Here is a 16,011-nt window from a genome sequence, read left to right on the forward strand (position 1 = left end):
GCACCGGATGAAAGGAGGTGAGTATGGCTCAATACGAGATCGGTCTGATCCTCAACCCCAACCTCGATGCGGCCCAGGCTGCACAGGAGAAGGAGATCATCAAGGCCACCCTCGAGCGTCACGGGGTAAGCATCCAGAACACCGACGACTGGGGGAACCGCCGCCTAGCTTATCCGATTCAGAAGGACCCGGAAGGCAATGTGGTGTTCTATACCGTGGAAGCGAGTGGGGAGAGCAACGCCGCGCTGGAGAAGGAGCTCCGCCTGCGTGACCACGTCCGTCGCGTTACCATCATCCGCGACCGTCCCGAATGGCGGAAGAAGTAACCCGCCAGGGCTTGAGTTTCAGAGGTTTAGAGCATAGACCCAAACCGTTGCCTCTAGCCCCAAACATGGGGTGTCGAGGGGAGAGCAAGCAGTACACTGACCGTAACGAAAAGGACTGATTCATATGGCTCGAGGCCTCAACCGCGTCACCCTCATAGGCACCCTGACCCAAGACCCCGAGATGCGCTACACCCCGGGCGGCCTGGCCGTGCTCGAGCTCAACCTGGCCGGTAATGACACCGTTACCGATGAGCAGGGGCAGGCCCGTGAACTGGCCTGGTACCACCGGGTCAAGCTGTTGGGCAAAAGCGCTGAGTTTTGGGGCGACTCCCTCAAAGCAGGGACGGCCCTTTTGGTGGAAGGGCGGCTCGAGTACCGCTCCTGGGAACAGGACGGGCAGAAGAAGAGCAGCCTGGATATCCGGGCTGATCGGATCGAGGTGGTCAGCCTAGAGGGGAAGAAGGGTTCCCTTACCATCACCGATGCCCGGGGCCAGGAGCGCCTGCGGGACGGGCTCAATCAGGTGGTGCTGGTAGGCAACCTGACCCGGGATCCTGAACTGCGCTACACCCCGCAAGGCACTGCAGTGACCCGCTTTTCGTTGGCGGTGAACGAGAGGTATGTGTCCAAGGGGCAAGAGCAGGAGAAGGTGCACTATGTCGAGGCTCAGGCTTGGCGAGAGCTGGCCGAGTTCGCGGGGGAACTCAAGAAAGGGGATGGAGCGTTCCTAATCGGGCGCTTGGTAAACGACTCCTGGACTGCTCAAGATGGTACTCGCCGCTTCACCACCCGTGTGGAGGCCAGCCGTCTGGAGCGACTTGCCCGTGGAACTGGAACGAATACAGGTGGAGCCGGTTCCCAGGGAGCGGCAACGGCTGCTCCAAAAGGCCGTGCGGGCAAGGTAAACATTGATGAAGGCTTAGAAGACGATTTTCCACCTGAGGAGGATTTACCGTTTTGAGCACCAAAAAGATGCAGAACCGGGGCGCCAAAGACCGCTCCGAGCGCGGTGAGCGGGGATTGCGCCGCAGCCGCAAACCCAAAGTGGCCGCTGCGGTAGGGGCCTTTGACCTCAACGACTTCAAGAATGTGGAAGTCCTGAAGCGCTTCCTCTCGGAGACCGGGAAGATTTTGCCCCGCCGCCGCAGTGGGCTCAACGCTCAGGATCAGCGCAAGCTGGCCCGCACCATCAAGCGGGCCCGGATGATGGGGTTGCTGCCCTTCACCGAAAAGCTGGTGCGCAAATAGGGGGTCCGCAATGAAAGTGATTTTGCTCGAGCCCCTGGAAAACCTCGGCGATGTAGGAGCCGTGGTCAACGTCAAGCCGGGCTATGCCCGCAATTACCTCCTGCCGCGCGGGTTCGCTACCGTAGCCAGTGAGAGCAACCTTAAAACCCTGGAGGCCAAAATTCGCGCCCAGGCCAAGAAGGCTGCCGAGCGCAAATCGGAGGCGGAGCGCCTGAAGGAGCTTTTGGAGCCCATCACCCTGCAACTGCGGGTGAAAGCGGGAGACCAGAAGATCTACGGCTCGGTGACCAGCCGTGAGGTGGCTCAGGCGCTGGAAGCCCAACACGGGATCACCATTGATCCCAAGCGGCTGCTTTTGGAGAAGCCGATCAAGGACTTAGGCGAGTACACCTTGGTCTACAAGCCCCATCCTGAAGTCCCCATTCATCTTAAGGTGAGCGTGGGAGCCGAAAAGGCTTGACCCTAAAGCGCTCTAAGCATCAACCCCCGCCTTCTGGCGGGGGTTGTGTTTGCCGGGCAGGAGGCGAGGTTTAGCGCTCGAGCTCGGTGCGGGAGCGCTGCCAGCCGGAGACCTCCTCAAGGGCCTGGAACTCCTCGGCAGAGAGCTTCAGTTCAGCCGCGGGCATCAAATCTTTGAGCTGGGCTACGGTGTTGGCCCCCACGATGGGTGCCGTCATCTGCGGCTTGGCCAGAAGCCAGGCGAGGGCCACCTGCGCAGGGTGCGCGTTCCGCTGCCCGGCGATCTCCAGAACCTTATCCAGGATGTTCCAGTTTTGTTCGCTGTAACGCCGGTGGGTGATCTCTTGAGCCCGCACGCTCTGGGGTAGGGGCTGATCGCGGCGGTATTTCCCGGTCAAAAACCCTGCGGCCAAGGGGCTGTAGGGGATAATTCCCAGGCCATAGGTTTCACAGACCCGGGCGATCTCGTGCTCGAAGTTGTAGCGGGTGGGGGCCACGAGGCTGTATTCCGGTTGAATCGAAACAAAGCTCTCATAACCGTGCTTATCCGAGCTCCACAAGGCCTGCATCAAGCGCCAGGCCGAGAAGTTGGAGCAGCCGATATAGCGCACATATCCCCGCCGCACCAGATCCGTAAGGGCAGAGAGGGTTTCCTCGATGGGGACCTGATTGTCCACCCAGTGAACCTGGTATAGGTCAATGTAATCCACCCCCAGTCGCTGCAGGCTGTCCTCGCAGGCCTTGAGGATCCATTTGCGAGAGAGGCCTTCGCGCTGGTAAGGGCTGTTTCGCCCCTCGCTGCCCCGCACCCCCATCGCCCCCCGCACCTTGGTAGCGATGACTACCTGATCCCGATTGCGGCGAGATTTCATCCAGCGCCCGATGATCTCCTCAGAAACCCCGCCGGGGTTGTCGCCTTTCTCCGACCAAACGGTGTAGATGTCAGCGGTGTCGATCAGGTTGCCCCCGGCTTCGACGAAAGCATCCATCACCGCTTGAGCGGCGGCTTCGTCTGCGCTCCAGCCAAACTGCATGGTGCCTAAGGCGATAGGATAGATGTGCAGACCACTGTTCCCAAGTCTTCGATAAGCCATAGGCTCCAATTATACCCCTCGGGGCTCGAGCCCCGTCAGCGGGCGATGGGTACGGGTTCTTCCATGGAGAGCACCCCGGCGTTGTAGTCGTACTCAAACAGCTCGGCGTAGCGCCCCCAATCAATGGCGGTGGCCAAAACCGCTTCGGCATCCTCGGTGGACATGTAGTCCTCGAGTTCTTGCAGGAAGCGGTTCTCGGGTGCTCTCCGGCCTGGGCGAGCCTCCAGCACCCGCAGGATATGGGCGATTAGCGGGATCTGCTCAGACAGACGGGCCGCGAAAACCCTTTTTCTGGCGCTGCCATCTTGTTCAACAAAAAGGCGGCCCTGAGGGGTGAGCTGGATGTCGCCTTCCTTGACCTCGGCCAAGCCTAAAAGGGCTGCGGCATCGGCCAGGGGAAAGAGATCATCCACCTCGAGCTGCATCTCATCGGCCAACCGGGGCAGGTCTTCACGCCCGTAGTTGGGCTCCTCTCCCACCCGCTCTAACAGGGCCACCAAGGCCTCGGCGCTGGCCGCGGGAAGCCGGTAGCCCAGGCTGCGGGGCTCGGCAGGGAGGGTGGGGGTGCTGGCTCCCCCGGCTGGAGTGGTCATGATGCGGTAAATTTGCTCGACCAGTTCCTTGAAAGCAGGGTGGTTGCGGTTGTCGAGCCGGGGGTGGGGTACCTGGATCTCAGAGCGCATCCGCCCTGGATTGGCGGAGAGGATCAGGATACGGTCGGCCATAAGGGCGGCTTCTTCGATGTTATGGGTTACGATCAGGATGCTTTTGGTGGGGATTCTCTGCTCAGCCCACAGATCCAGCAGCTCCGAACGCAAGGTTTCTGAGGTGAGCACATCGAGGGCGCTGAAGGGCTCATCCATAAACAGCACGTCGGGGTTGGTGACCAGGGCCCGGGCGAACCCTACCCGCTGCCGCATCCCGCCCGAGAGCTCTTTGGGAAAGGCCGACTCGAACCCATCAAGCCCGATGAGCCGGATGGCATCGAGGGCCCGGCGCCGACGCTCCGCGGCCGGAATGCCCATGGCCTCGAGCCCCAGCTCTACGTTTTGCTGAACGGTAAGCCAGGGAAACAGGGCAAAGCTTTGAAACACCAGGGCCATCCCGGGCATGGGCCCGGTAACCGGCTGGCCGCGGTAACGCACCTCGCCGCGGCTGGGCGGAATCAAGCCCAGCAGGGTGCGCAGCAGGGTGCTTTTCCCGGAGCCGCTACGGCCCAACAGGGCCACAATTTCGCCCTCGCGCAGCTCGAGGCTGATGTCCTCGAGCACCGTGAACGGTTTGCCTTCGGGGCTCACGAAGAACTTGGAGAGGTGTTGGGCGCTGAGGATGACTGGATTGGAGGTTTTGGGGGGAGGGGTCATGCGGGGAATCCTTTCGGAAAGGGGTGCAGAGAGCCTTCAATGGACCGGGCTGGTCACGCTTAAGCCAGCTTATATCGCTCTTCGGCCAATCGGTACAAGGACCGCCAAACCAGCCGGTTGTAGGCCAGTACCATCAGCCCCATGACCACCATGCCCAGACCCACATGGGGGTTGAACTCCCCGGTGCTCCAGTGGGCAATATAAGCGCCCAGGCCGGTAGCGGTAAGGGTGACATCGCCCCAGCTCACCACCTCGGCGACAATGCTGGCATTCCAGCTCCCCCCGGTAGCGGTAATCCCACCGGTAACAAAAGCCGGGAAGATGGCTGGCAGCGCCAGGCGGCGCCACCAGCTCCATCCCTTGAGGCCGGTGACCTTGGCGGCCTCTTTGAGATCGGAGGGAAGGGCGGTGGCCCCAGCCACAACGTTAAACAGGATGTACCACTGGGTTCCCAGCACCATCAACGGGGCCGTCCAAAACTCCGGATTGAGGTGAAAATGAATGATCAGGATGACAAAAATAGGGAACAACAGATTGGCCGGGAACGCGGCCCCAAACTGGGCTAGGGGCTGCACCCAACCGGCAAGCTGAGGCCGCAACCCAATCCAAACCCCGATCGGTACCCAGAACAGCATGGCCAGCAGCACGAACAGCGTGACCCGCAAAGCGGTAAACAAGCCGAGCTTGAGCACGTGAAGCACCTCTAACAGTGAAACCTTCCCTGCGGGGGCCAGAGGTTTGGCACAGCGCTCGAGCCATCCGGTGGGCTCGAGCCGGTATTCCGTCAGGAGTTTGGCCAGCTCAGGGCTTATGGTCTGCCCGTTGTTGGAGATGCGGCACACCTCCGATAACCAGACCGCATTTTCCGATGAGCGGCGGACCCCCAGATCCTCGAAGCGCTTGGCCATACTGGCGCTAAACTCAGGATTGAGGTTGGGGTTGGGCTGGAGAAGGCGTCCATGGGCAAACCCCCACCCTGGCCCGAATAGAAAGGTCCAGAGATAGGCAAGGGAGCTGAGGGCAACGATGGCGATAAGGGCCGTAGAACCCCACCCCAATAGCCGCTGCTGGGGGGTGATGGAACGGACCTCCTTGACCCGAACCGGTCGGTTTTTAAGCGCGGTTGCCCGCCAGAGCCATTCCCACAGGGGCACGGGTAGCTGTGCGATCCGCCCGGCAAACCGAGCCCGCTGTAAGGCGGTCAGCACCCAGGAGTGGGGGGTGTCCTGTCCTTGGGAGAGCTCGATCTTGAACTTTTCACTCCAGGCCACCAAGGGTCGGAAGAAGAGCTGGTCATACAGCAACACCAGCACCAGTACGGTGAGGCCAGCGTAAATCATGGCTCGGACATCGGCTTGCTGAATGGCCAGGGCCACATACGAGCCCACACCGGGTAGAAATTGGGGGTGATCACGCCCCACCACGCTGATCACTTCGGAAGCCACCACGAAGAACCAGCCACCCGAGACCGACATCATGGTGTTCCAGACCAGCCCAGGCATGGCATAGGGCACATCGAGTTTCCAGAAGCGCTGCCAGGGGGAGAGCCGCAGCATCAGGGCGGCCTCCTGGAGCTCTTTGGGCTGGGTGGTCAGCGAGGCATAGAAGCTGAAGGTCATGTTCCAGACCTGCGAGGTGAAGATGGCGAAGACCGCAGCGGCTTCCAGGCCCAACAAGCTGCCCCGAAATATCCCTAGGAACATCGCGGTGGTTGCGGTGAGGAACCCCAGGATGGGGAGGGATTGCAGAAAATCAAGCACCGGGATCATCACCCGCTCAGCCCCTCGGACCCGGGCTGCAATGGTGGCATAGACCAGGGTGAAGCCAAATGAAAAGACCAGGGCCACGGCCATGCGCAGCAGCGTTCGCAGGCCATAGTAGGGCAGGTTGGCCGGATTGAGCGAAACGGTGAGGTCCGGGGTTTTGGGGCCGAACGGGGCTGCGGCTCCTTTGAGCCCCAGCTCCACCAGCACAAACAAGGCGATCAGGCCAGGTATGACCAGTAGATCCCAGCGTGAGAAAGGCCGGTGCGGGCGTACTGCTTCTGGAGTAGGGAAGATCCGGTTCACCGGGGGCCTCCCTGAGTGGAGAAGTGGAGTTTGGAGATGGGGAAATGCATGACAACCTCCTTGGTTTGATTGGGCCCCGGAGGTTGCCGGAATAGCTATGACGCCAGGTAGAAACCCCCAGGGGCGGGCTTAAGTCGGCAACTGCCAGGGCTTTCCACGGCGGGATATTCTCCTTTTACAGAAGTCTACCTCATGCGATTTGCACAAGGCGCTCGAGCACTCTAGGTTTCTAATATGAAAGGGGGATGAAGGCCCTCTCGGTGGGCTCCAAAGGGCCAATTCCTAATTGCGGGTTCCACTGGGGTAATCTGGAAGCCATGTTCCCACTGTATGACCTCAACCGTTTGCCAATTCGCCCGGTGGTGGTGTATTCACTGATCTTGCTCAACTTTTTGGCCTTCATTTACACGTATTTTCTCACCGATCCTGCCCAGGTGCTTTCGGCCTATGCCTTTGTCCCCTCGCGTTTTTTCGCCGACCCCAGTGGGCAATGGGCAACCCTGTTTACCAGCATGTTTCTGCATGGCAGCATCGCGCACATCTTGGGCAATATGTGGTTCTTGTGGATTTTTGGCGACAACGTAGAAGCCCGTATGGGCCACGGGCGCTTCTTGGTGTTTTATCTGTTGGGTGGGGTGATTGCCGCTTTTTTCCAGGGCCTGATCGGGGGAGATGCCCCAATGATTGGGGCTTCAGGAGCCATTTCAGCGGTGCTGGGGGCGTATATTGTGCTCTTTCCCAGGGCCTTGATCTTCTCACTGGTGGGTTTTTTCCCCCTGCCTGTGCCTGCCCTAATTTATCTGGGCTACTGGGCCCTGCTTCAGCTATGGCAGAGCGCGGGGGGGGTGCCAGGGATTGCCTTCTGGGCTCATATCGGGGGGTTTATCGGAGGAGCCCTGCTGGTGCGCTTTTTCATTGTACCCCAGCGCTACCGCCGGCCTTGATCTCCCGGGGGTTTTGACACCGCTTCGCCCACGCTTGACAGATAAAAGCGCACGCGGTATCGTACTGACGCGCGTTAGTAGCAGGTGTTAATCGGCGATAAATCAGCCCTGATCAAGAGGCCCTTTGGCCTTAGCGTAAGGAGAAGATGTATGCCTAAAATCACCTTCATCGGCGCAGGCAGCACGGTATTTGCTCGGAACTTGATGGGGGATATCCTCAGCTTTCCGGAGCTCTCGGAGTCTACCCTGGTGCTCTACGATATCAATGCGGAGCGGCTCAAGACCTCGGAGATTGTGGCGCATAAGTTAGCGGAGAGTCTGGGGGCTAAGCCCAGAATCATCGCGACCACGGACCGGGTGCAGGCCCTCGAGGGGGCTGACTACGCCATCAACATGATCCAGGTGGCCGGGTACAAGCCTGGGACGGTCCTTGATTTTGAGATTCCCAAAAAGTACGGTCTGCGCCAGACCATCGCGGATACCTTGGGAATCGGTGGGATCATGCGGGGCCTGCGCACCATCCCGGTGCTCTTGGAGATGAGCCACGAGATGGAGCGGCTCTGTCCGGATGTGCTGCACCTCAACTATGTAAACCCCATGGCCATGAACACCTGGGCCCTGCTCAAGGCCACCCGTACCAAGACCGTGGGCTTATGCCATAGCGTGCAGGGCACCGCCGAGCAGCTGGCTCAGGATATTGAGGTGCCCATTGAGGAGATCAACTACCTCTGTGCTGGGATCAACCACATGGCTTTTTACCTCAGGTTCGAGCGAAACGGCGAGGATCTCTATCCCAAGATTCGGGCCTTTCTCGAGAGCGGCAAAACGGCCTATCGTGGGCATGGTGGGGGGGTGCAGCTGGCGGACAAGGTGCGCTATGAGATGTTTCGCCGCCTGGGTTACTTCGTTACGGAGTCCAGCGAGCACTTCAGTGAGTACACCCCTTATTTCATCAAGCGCGATCGCCCCGACCTGATCGAGAGGTTCGGCATTCCCCTGGACGAGTACATCCGCCGCTGCGAGGAGCAGATTGCCGGTTGGGAACACCTGCGCGAGGAGCTGGAGCAAAACACCCATCCGCTTCCGGTACACCGCAGCCACGAGTATGGCTCGCTGATCATCCATAGCCAGGAGACCGGCACGCCCCGGGTGGTCTATGGCAATGTGCTCAACCATGGCCTGATTGAGAACCTCCCCGAGGGGTGCTGTGTGGAAGTGCCTTGCCTGGTGGATAAAAACGGGATTCAGCCCACGCGCATTGGAAGCCTGCCCCCCCAGTTGGCCGCCCTCATGCAGACCAACATCAACGTGCAGTCGCTGGTGGTTGAGGCGGTGCTCACCGGTAAGCGGGAGCACGTCTACCACGCAGCCATGTTAGACCCCCATACCGCGGCCGAGCTCGATCTGGACCAGATTTGGAGCTTGGTGGACGAGCTGTTGGCTGCTCACGGAGACTGGATTCCCGAGCCCCTGCGCTCCAAGCCGGTAATGCGGAGCTGAATGAGGGCCACCTTCCCCAAATGACGCCCAAATCCCGGGTTACCAGCCATCAAGTCGCTAAGCGCGCCGGAGTTTCGCGGACTACGGTTTCCTTCGTGCTCAACAATGTGCCTGGGGCTAATATCAGCGAGGAGACCCGGGCCCGGGTGCTGCAGGCAGCCGCAGAACTGGGATACGTGCCCAACGCTGCCGCTCGCAGCTTGGTGAGTGGGCAGACTCTCACCCTGGGCTTGGTGGTTTCCCACGCCGAGCACCTGAAGGTGGATGCCTATATCCCTCAACTGCTCTACAGCCTCAGCCATACTAGCCATCGGCACGGTTACCGGGTGCTTTTAGAGACGGTTGAAGATGTCTCTCGAGCCGATGTGTACCTCGAGCTGGTGCGTGGACAGCGGATTGATGGCTTGATCGTGCTTAACCTGCGCTCGGACGACAAGCAACTCCCCGAGCTGATCCGGCGCAACTTTCCGGTGGTGTTGATCGGGTTTAGGCGCTGGGCAGAGCTGGAGGAGAAGGTTTACGCGGTGGAGACCGACGACCTCGAGGCCAGCAGCCGAGCCACCCAGCACCTTATCGGGCTGGGCCACACCCGAATCGCGCACATCACCTTCTCGCCGGACAACTATTTCGCTACCCAGACCCGGCATCAGGGGTATCGCTTGGCGCTCGAGGCGGCGGGGTTGGAGTACAACCCAAAGCTGGTCCGCTTTGGCAACTACAGCGCAGCCAGCGGCTACGAGGCTATGCAGAAGCTTCTGCAGCGAAAACCCTATCCCACCGCCCTGTTCGCCGGAAATGACACCATCGCTTTGGGGGCCATGGCGGCGATTCATGAAAAGGGGTTGCGCATCCCCCAAGATATTGCGGTGGTCGGGTATGACGATATCCCTACCGCTCCATACCTGATCCCTCCCCTAACTACCATCCAGATTCCGGCAGTGGAGCAGGGACGCCTGGCGGTGGAGATGCTCTCCGGGCTGATTCGGGGGGTTGTGCCGGAGCGCCCCCAGATTCGCCTGCCCGCCCCGCTGATTGTCCGTGCCTCGTGTGGGGCTAAACAAAAGGCCAAGGCGTATCAACGCTGAGCAGCGTATAGGCCGTCCCAGACCGGAGGCCCTACCTCCTGACCCGGTTTGCCCGAGATGAAGTGTGAGGTGTCTTCTTGTACTTCCTTTCACAAAGAAGTACAAATGTCCTGAGGGTCGGTGTCTTTTGGGTAAGACGGGCTGGCCCAGGGAGGGCTTCATGTCCGAGAAGCACGTGGTGGTACTGGGGGCGGGATTCGCTGGGCTGAATGCGGTGCGCGAACTGGCCCGTGAGCCGGGGCTGCGGATTACGCTGGTGGACCGTAACAACTATCACCTCTTCCAACCGCTCTTGTACCAGGTAGCCTCAGGTGGACTCGAGTCACCGCAGATCGCCTTTCCCATCCGGGCCTTTCTGCGCCGCTATACAAACGCCTGCTTCCTGATGGGCAACGCTGAGCGGGTTGATCCCCAGGCCAAGACCGTGACGGTGGACGGCCAGTTGCTGCCCTACGACTACCTGCTGGTCGGGGTGGGAACCCGCACCAATGACTTTGGCCTGCCGGGGGTGGCGCAGTACGCCCAGGGAATGAAGGGCCTCGAGGACGCCCTGCGCATCCGTGACCGCCTGATCTCGGCCTGTGAGGAGGCTGCTCGCACGAGTGACCCTCAGCGGCGCAAATCGCTCCTGACCACGGTGATCGTGGGCGGCGGGCCGACCGGGGTGGAGCTGGCCGGGGCCTTCGCCGAGGCCAAGCGGCACGTCATCTCGCGCGACATCCCGGAGATCGCGGGGGAGATGCGGATCGTGCTGGTGGAGGGGTTCGGGCGCATCCTGAGCGCCTTCAGCGAGTCCAGCAGCCGCTACGCCGAGCGCTTCCTGCGGGCGATGGGGGTCGAGCTAGTCTACGGCGACCCGGTGGCTGAGGTCGGGTCAGGGGGGGTGCGGTTCCAGAGCGGGCGCTTTGTGCCCAGCTTCAGCACCATCTGGGCCGCGGGGGTCACCGGGGTGGCAATTCCGGGGCTACCCGCCGGGCGCGGAGGCCGGATCGTCACCGCGCCGGAGCTTTTCATCCCCGAGCACCCCGAGATCTACGTGGCCGGAGACTCCAACGCCCTCGCCGGCGACGATGGGAAGGCGTACCCGCAGGTAGCCCAGACCGCCATCCAGCAGGGGGTTTTGGCTGGATGCAACATCGTGCGTGCGGTGCGGGGACAGCGGCAAAAGCCGTTCAGGTACATCGACAAAGGCAACCTGGCAACCTTGGGCCGCAACCACGCCATCGCCGAGATCGGGCGGCTGCGATTCAAGGGCTTCGCGGCCTGGGCGCTGTGGCTGGTAGTACACCTCTACTATCTGATCGGCTTCCGAAACCGCCTTCTGGTAATGGCAAACTGGGCCTACAGCTACTTCACCTACGACTTTGCGGTGCGCATTCTGCACAAACGGGTGGCGTTTCCCGAGACGAGCCCGCAGGAGGTGAGGGAGACGGTCAGGACATAGCCGAAAGAGCTCAGGGGTTCGGGCTCAGGGAGAGGAACTCTGCGTAGGTTTGGCGCAGCACCTCTTCGGAGATGGGATGAATTTCTAGCTTGCCCATCCCCATCGGCACCACCCAGTGCAGTGAGGTGCCGAGCGTTTTTTTGTCCCTGGCCATGAAAGGGGCCAGCGCCTCCCACTCCAGCGGGGGTAGCCGGGGAGGGGAGAGCCAGGCCAGCAGGTTTTGTACCGCTGGGGTCAAGTCCGTGCCGCCATGAGCCCGGCCCAGAAGGGCCGCAAACAGCAGGCCGTAGGCAACCGCGGCTCCGTGGGAGAGCTGGTGCTGGGTAGCCGCCTCGAGGGCATGCCCCAGGGTGTGTCCCAGGTTCAGCTTGCGGCGCTCACCGGTTTCCCTTGGATCGGCTTCAACCACCGCGATCTTGACCGCCACCGCTCGAGCCAGGTAGGCCTCGAGGGCCGGGCTTGAGCGGCTCAGCGGCTCGACCTCGAGCAGGCCCTCGTCCCCAGCGATGAGGCCATGCTTGAAGGCCTCCACCAAGCCTTCCTTGAAGGGGGTCTCAGGCAGGGTGGCCAGGGCCTCTAGATCAGCGTAAACCCCTTCAGGAGCGTAAAAAGCACCCACCAGGTTTTTGCCCTCGGGGAGGTTGATTCCGGTTTTATTGCCCACCGAGGCGTCCACAATGGCTAAGGTGGTGGTAGGAACATTGATGAACCGAATCCCCCGCAGGTAGCTTGCGGCCAGAAAACCGCCCAGGTCCGTCAGGGTGCCCCCACCCACGACATAGAGGGTGGTGTTGCGCGGCAAGGCCTTCCCGGCTAGCCAGGACAGCGCCTGGGCATAGGTCTCGAGGGTCTTGGCCCCCTCGCCCCCTGCCAGCCCTAAGCGGTAGGGAATTTCCAGGCGCTGGGCCAAGCCAAGGGCAAAGCCCTCGACCGCGGTGTCGTAAAGCAGGGCCTTAGGCCCTTCTGAGCGGGGGACCTCGAGCCCCCGCCCCAGGAGGATGGGATAGGGAAAGGGCGATTCAATCCTGAGCGTTGTCGGCATAGTTCCACAGCTTCTCGATGATCTCGTCCACCACGTCAGGAACCCGCCGTCCATCGGTCGAGACATGGATGGTGGCTTGACGATAGATGGCTTCCCGCTCGGCCAGTAGACGTTGAATGCGCTCGTAGGCCAGCTCGGCCAGGTCTTTGGGGGCTTCCCCAGGGGCGGGGTGGGGAGGGTCAAGGATCGGGCGCTGCCCAGGGCGGCGGCTGACCCGTTCGTAGATGGTTTGCGGGCTGGCCCACAGGCTCACCACCGGCCCGCGCTGCAACAGGCTTTCGCGGTTTTGGGGACCCACGAAGGTTCCACCCCCCAGGGAGAGCACCAGGAAGTCTTTCCCCGTGAGCTCAGCCACGGCCTCCGCCTCGAGCTGCCGGAAGGTGCTCTCCCCGAGATGGCGGAAGATATCGGGGATGGAGAGCCCGGTTTCGCGCTCGATATAGCGATCCAGGTCTATAAAGTGCAGCATCAGCTCACGGGCCAGCTCCCGCCCGATGCGGCTTTTGCCCACGCCCATGAACCCGGTGAGCGCAACCCAGGTGGTGGGGCGCTCAACCTTGAGCATGGGGGAACCGCGGATCAAAAAGTGCCGGAGCAGGAATGGGTCCCGCCGCGGAGGGTAGAGGGTCAACGCTCAAGGCCATATCTCAATAGGCTAGCACACGGGCCTTGTAGCGCTCGACCCGTTCGACGAGCTCCTCCAGGGTATCGCCGCCGAACTTCTCGAGGTAAGCCTGGGCCAGCACGATGCCCACCAGAGCCTCCAGGATCACGCTGGCTGCGGGTACCGCCGTGGTATCGGAGCGCTCCCTAGCGGCATCAGCGGGGGTATGGCTCACCACATCTACGGTGGGCAGCGGGGTCATCAGGGTGGCGATGGGCTTGAGGGCAGCCCGCACCACCAACTCCTCGCCGGTGGTCATCCCCCCTTCGGTCCCCCCGGCCCGGTTGGTCTGGCGGTAGTAGCCACGCCCGGCTTCCCAGTAGATCGCGTCGTGAACCTCGGAGCCTGGCTTCATGGCGTTCTCGAAACCGGCCCCGATCTCCACCCCCTTGACCGCCGGGATGCTCATGGCCATCTGAGCGATGCGCCCATCGAGCTTACGCTCCCAGTGCATCTGTGAGCCCAGTCCCGGTACCACCCCTTGAAACCGGGCCTCAATGATCCCCCCCAGGGTGTTCCCGGCAGCTTTGGCCGCGTCTATCCGCCCGATCACCTCGGCCTCGGCGCTGGGGTCGGTCATTCGCACGGGGCTGGCCTCGATCTGCTCGAGCAGGCTCCAGTCAAAGGCCCGCTCGCTCCAAACCCCGGCCATCCCCGGCACATAGGCTGCGCTCCTGACCCCAAACGCCCCCAGCAGCTTATGGGCCACGGCACCCACCGCCACCCGCATTGCGGTCTCCCGGGCCGAGGCCCGCTCGAGCACATCGCGAAGGTCTTTGTGGCCGTACTTCATCCCCCCGGAAAGGTCAGCATGGCCGGGGCGGGCCGCCGTGAGGGCTTTTTTGCGCGGCTCATTGCCGGGGGCCGGGTCCATGATCTCGCTCCAGTTGCGGTAGTCGGTATTGCGGATGACAAGCGTAACCGGGGCCCCGGTGGTGCGACCCGCCCGCACCCCACTCATAAACTCCACGGTGTCGGTCTCGATCACCATTCGCCGTCCGCGCCCATAGCCTCCTTGCCGCTTTCGGAGCCAGGGGTTGATGTCCTCAGCGCTGAGGGGCAACTGAGCGGGCAGACCTTCGATGATTCCAGTGAGTTGGGGGCCATGGGATTCCCCTGCGGTCAAAAAACGCATAATGCCAGCCTAACACGGTAGGTTCGAAGGATAAATGGCTCCCCCATAAGCAGGACCGGGGCCGAAGCCCCGGTCCTTCCCAAAGCCCAGACTAGCGGGCGGCTGCGGTTTGATCTTTGACGATGTTGGCGGTGATGATGACGATGAGCTCATCGTCTTTGGTGTCGCGCTTGCTCTGCTTGAACAGCTCGCCCAGCAGGGGGATATCCCCTAAAAAGGGCACTTTGGTCTCGCTGTTGGTGGTGGTTTTCTGGATTAGGCCCCCCAGTACCAGGGTCTGGCCGTCCTTGACCCGCAGCTTGGACAGGGTGGTTTGCTGGGGGATTCGAACGCTGCCAGAGACCGGGCCAGAGGTGGGGTCGTCGCCAACCTGGGTGTACACCTCCAAGATCACGTTGCCATCGTTGGTGATTTGCGGACGTACCCGCACCAACAAGCCATAGTCAACTTCGCGGGTGCTGGTCTGGGCAGTTCCGGTGGAGGTGGCGGTAGTGAGCGGGATAATCAGCAATCCTCCTACCTTGACCTCGGCCCCCTTGGCTCCGGTGGTTCTGAGGTCGCCGGTATCGGCGCCGTAGTTGTCCTCGACCAGCAGGTTGGTATCGCTCAGCCGGCGGGAAAGGCTCTGGCCCTCGAGGGCATCTAGGGTGGCCCGAATGTTGAGCGAGGTCAGGCTGCGGGTGGCATCAAAGATGAGGTTCAGCCCGGTTTCTAGAATGCTGCCGACCAGGTTGCCCCCGGAGATGGTTTGCCAGGTAACCCCAAGGTTGCGAAACACCTCGCTATTCACACTCTGGACGCGAATCTGGAGCTGCACCTGCTGAACCGGGCGGTCTAGCTGGGGGATCAGCCGGTCAATCAGGGCAATTTGGTCGGGGGTCCCGGTGACGATGATGGTGTTGGACCGAGCATCCGCAACCACTGTAGCCGCGCCGGTTCCCCCTGCTTGGCCTTGCGCCGGGCCGCTGGAGGAGGCCGGGTTTCCCCCTTGCAGGGCGTTGGTCAGCACGGGAGCCAGCTCCACCGCTTTAGCGTGGGAAAGGGCGAACGACTTCTGCACTATGGGTACGGTAGTTGTGATCTTGGGCTGGTCTACCCGCTGTAGCAGGGCGCTGACATCGGCCTGTTGCTTGGCGGTTCCAGTCACCACCAGCACGTTGGCTCCAGGGGTAACGCTCACCTTTACCCCAGGTATTTCCTGCTGGATGAACTGGGCCAACTGGGCCGGTTCCGAGGAGCGAACATTGTAAAACTCTCGAGTGGTGGGCTCGCTGCTTGGAGGGGTTTGGGCTTGCTGCCCCTGGGCTTGCTGCACGATGGCCGGCGGCCCTACTACGATCACATTGTTGTCCAGCAGGGCATAATCCAGTTTGCCGTCGCCATAGGCGTTGATCAGGAGATCCCAGACCTGGCGGAAGGGCTTTTTGTCTAGGTCCGCATTGACCGTAACCTGGGGAATATCGCGGAGGATGGGGGAGAGCCCTACACTCTTGGCGAGGGCCTCGAGCAGGGCAGCCAAGGGCATATTGGCCCCCACGTTGGTAACCGGCTGATCGAAACGGGCGTCCTTGGGGAGGCTACCCGCCATGGCTAGGCTGAGGATCACTAAAAGGGCAACAAGTCTTCTCATGGTTCAC

The 16,011-nt window shown here is 61.6% G+C and carries 15 protein-coding genes; 8 read left to right on the forward strand and 7 right to left on the reverse strand.

The genetic code is table 11. The annotated features are described in order from the left end of the window. The first annotated feature begins 23 nt into the window (after nt 1-23). From rpsF to rplI, 4 genes are all read left to right on the forward strand, one after another. Complete coding sequence (rpsF, locus tag Mgrana_RS01550) at nt 24-326, forward strand: 30S ribosomal protein S6 (protein WP_119355848.1); 303 nt, start codon at nt 24-26, stop codon at nt 324-326. Nucleotides 327-450: 124 nt separating this feature from the next. Next, nucleotides 451-1,287 carry a single-stranded DNA-binding protein gene (locus tag Mgrana_RS17200; RefSeq protein WP_119355849.1) on the forward strand — a complete coding sequence of 279 codons (837 nt, stop codon included), beginning with the start codon at nt 451-453 and terminating at the stop codon, nt 1,285-1,287. Nucleotides 1,288-1,298: 11 nt separating this feature from the next. Then, the gene (gene rpsR / locus Mgrana_RS01560) at nt 1,299-1,574 is read left to right on the forward strand and encodes a 30S ribosomal protein S18 (RefSeq protein ID WP_119355913.1); all 276 of its coding nucleotides are present in this window, start codon (nt 1,299-1,301) and stop codon (nt 1,572-1,574) included. 10 nt (nt 1,575-1,584) lie between these two features. Beyond that, nucleotides 1,585-2,034 carry a 50S ribosomal protein L9 gene (gene rplI / locus Mgrana_RS01565; protein WP_119355850.1) on the forward strand — a complete coding sequence of 150 codons (450 nt, stop codon included), beginning with the start codon at nt 1,585-1,587 and terminating at the stop codon, nt 2,032-2,034. Between the two features lie 70 nt (nt 2,035-2,104). On the opposite strand, the gene Mgrana_RS01570 is transcribed toward rplI, so the two are convergent. From Mgrana_RS01570 to Mgrana_RS01580, 3 genes are read right to left on the reverse strand one after another with little or no spacing between them, the layout of a single operon-like run. Then, nucleotides 2,105-3,127 (reverse strand): aldo/keto reductase, encoded by a 1,023-nt coding sequence (locus Mgrana_RS01570; RefSeq protein ID WP_119355851.1) that lies wholly within the window; start codon nt 3,125-3,127, stop codon nt 2,105-2,107. Nucleotides 3,128-3,162: 35 nt separating this feature from the next. Continuing rightward, a complete protein-coding gene (locus tag Mgrana_RS01575; protein ID WP_119355852.1) occupies nt 3,163-4,491 on the reverse strand; it encodes an ABC transporter ATP-binding protein in 1,329 nt (442 codons plus the stop codon). A gap of 59 nt (nt 4,492-4,550) precedes the next feature. After that, nucleotides 4,551-6,560 carry an ABC transporter permease gene (locus tag Mgrana_RS01580; RefSeq protein WP_119355853.1) on the reverse strand — a complete coding sequence of 670 codons (2,010 nt, stop codon included), beginning with the start codon at nt 6,558-6,560 and terminating at the stop codon, nt 4,551-4,553. Nucleotides 6,561-6,877: 317 nt separating this feature from the next. Here Mgrana_RS01580 and Mgrana_RS01585 point away from each other — a divergent pair, with 317 nt between their 5' ends. The 4 genes from Mgrana_RS01585 (at nt 6,878) to Mgrana_RS01600 (ending at nt 11,533) form a co-directional block, all read left to right on the forward strand. Then, the gene (locus tag Mgrana_RS01585; RefSeq protein ID WP_119355914.1) at nt 6,878-7,504 is read left to right on the forward strand and encodes a rhomboid family intramembrane serine protease; all 627 of its coding nucleotides are present in this window, start codon (nt 6,878-6,880) and stop codon (nt 7,502-7,504) included. 150 nt (nt 7,505-7,654) lie between these two features. Then, nucleotides 7,655-9,004 carry an alpha-glucosidase/alpha-galactosidase gene (melA, locus tag Mgrana_RS01590; protein ID WP_119355854.1) on the forward strand — a complete coding sequence of 450 codons (1,350 nt, stop codon included), beginning with the start codon at nt 7,655-7,657 and terminating at the stop codon, nt 9,002-9,004. 20 nt (nt 9,005-9,024) lie between these two features. Further along, complete coding sequence (locus Mgrana_RS01595) at nt 9,025-10,089, forward strand: LacI family DNA-binding transcriptional regulator (RefSeq protein ID WP_119355855.1); 1,065 nt, start codon at nt 9,025-9,027, stop codon at nt 10,087-10,089. 160 nt (nt 10,090-10,249) lie between these two features. After that, nucleotides 10,250-11,533 carry an NAD(P)/FAD-dependent oxidoreductase gene (locus tag Mgrana_RS01600; protein WP_119355856.1) on the forward strand — a complete coding sequence of 428 codons (1,284 nt, stop codon included), beginning with the start codon at nt 10,250-10,252 and terminating at the stop codon, nt 11,531-11,533. Nucleotides 11,534-11,543: 10 nt separating this feature from the next. Here Mgrana_RS01600 and Mgrana_RS01605 read toward each other — a convergent pair whose 3' ends face one another. The 4 genes from Mgrana_RS01605 to Mgrana_RS01620 all read right to left on the reverse strand — a co-directional run bounded on the left by Mgrana_RS01605 (nt 11,544) and on the right by Mgrana_RS01620 (nt 16,004). Further along, entirely contained in the window at nt 11,544-12,575 is a 1,032-nt protein-coding gene (locus Mgrana_RS01605; RefSeq protein WP_119355857.1) for a 3-dehydroquinate synthase, read from the reverse strand. Then, on the reverse strand, nt 12,553-13,140 hold the full coding sequence (locus Mgrana_RS01610) for a shikimate kinase (RefSeq protein WP_119355915.1): 588 nt from the start codon (nt 13,138-13,140) through the stop codon (nt 12,553-12,555). The genes Mgrana_RS01605 and Mgrana_RS01610 overlap by 23 nt, the downstream gene beginning before the upstream one ends. 82 nt (nt 13,141-13,222) lie before the next feature. Further along, a complete protein-coding gene (gene aroC, locus Mgrana_RS01615; RefSeq protein WP_119355858.1) occupies nt 13,223-14,374 on the reverse strand; it encodes a chorismate synthase in 1,152 nt (383 codons plus the stop codon). 91 nt (nt 14,375-14,465) lie between these two features. Beyond that, nucleotides 14,466-16,004, reverse strand: coding sequence for a secretin N-terminal domain-containing protein (locus Mgrana_RS01620; protein WP_119355859.1), 1,539 nt, complete (start codon nt 16,002-16,004; stop codon nt 14,466-14,468). Between the last annotated feature and the right edge of the window lie 7 nt (nt 16,005-16,011).

The sequence above is a fragment of the Meiothermus granaticius NBRC 107808 genome, assembly GCF_003574355.1.
GTDB classification, from domain to species: domain Bacteria; phylum Deinococcota; class Deinococci; order Deinococcales; family Thermaceae; genus Meiothermus; species Meiothermus granaticius.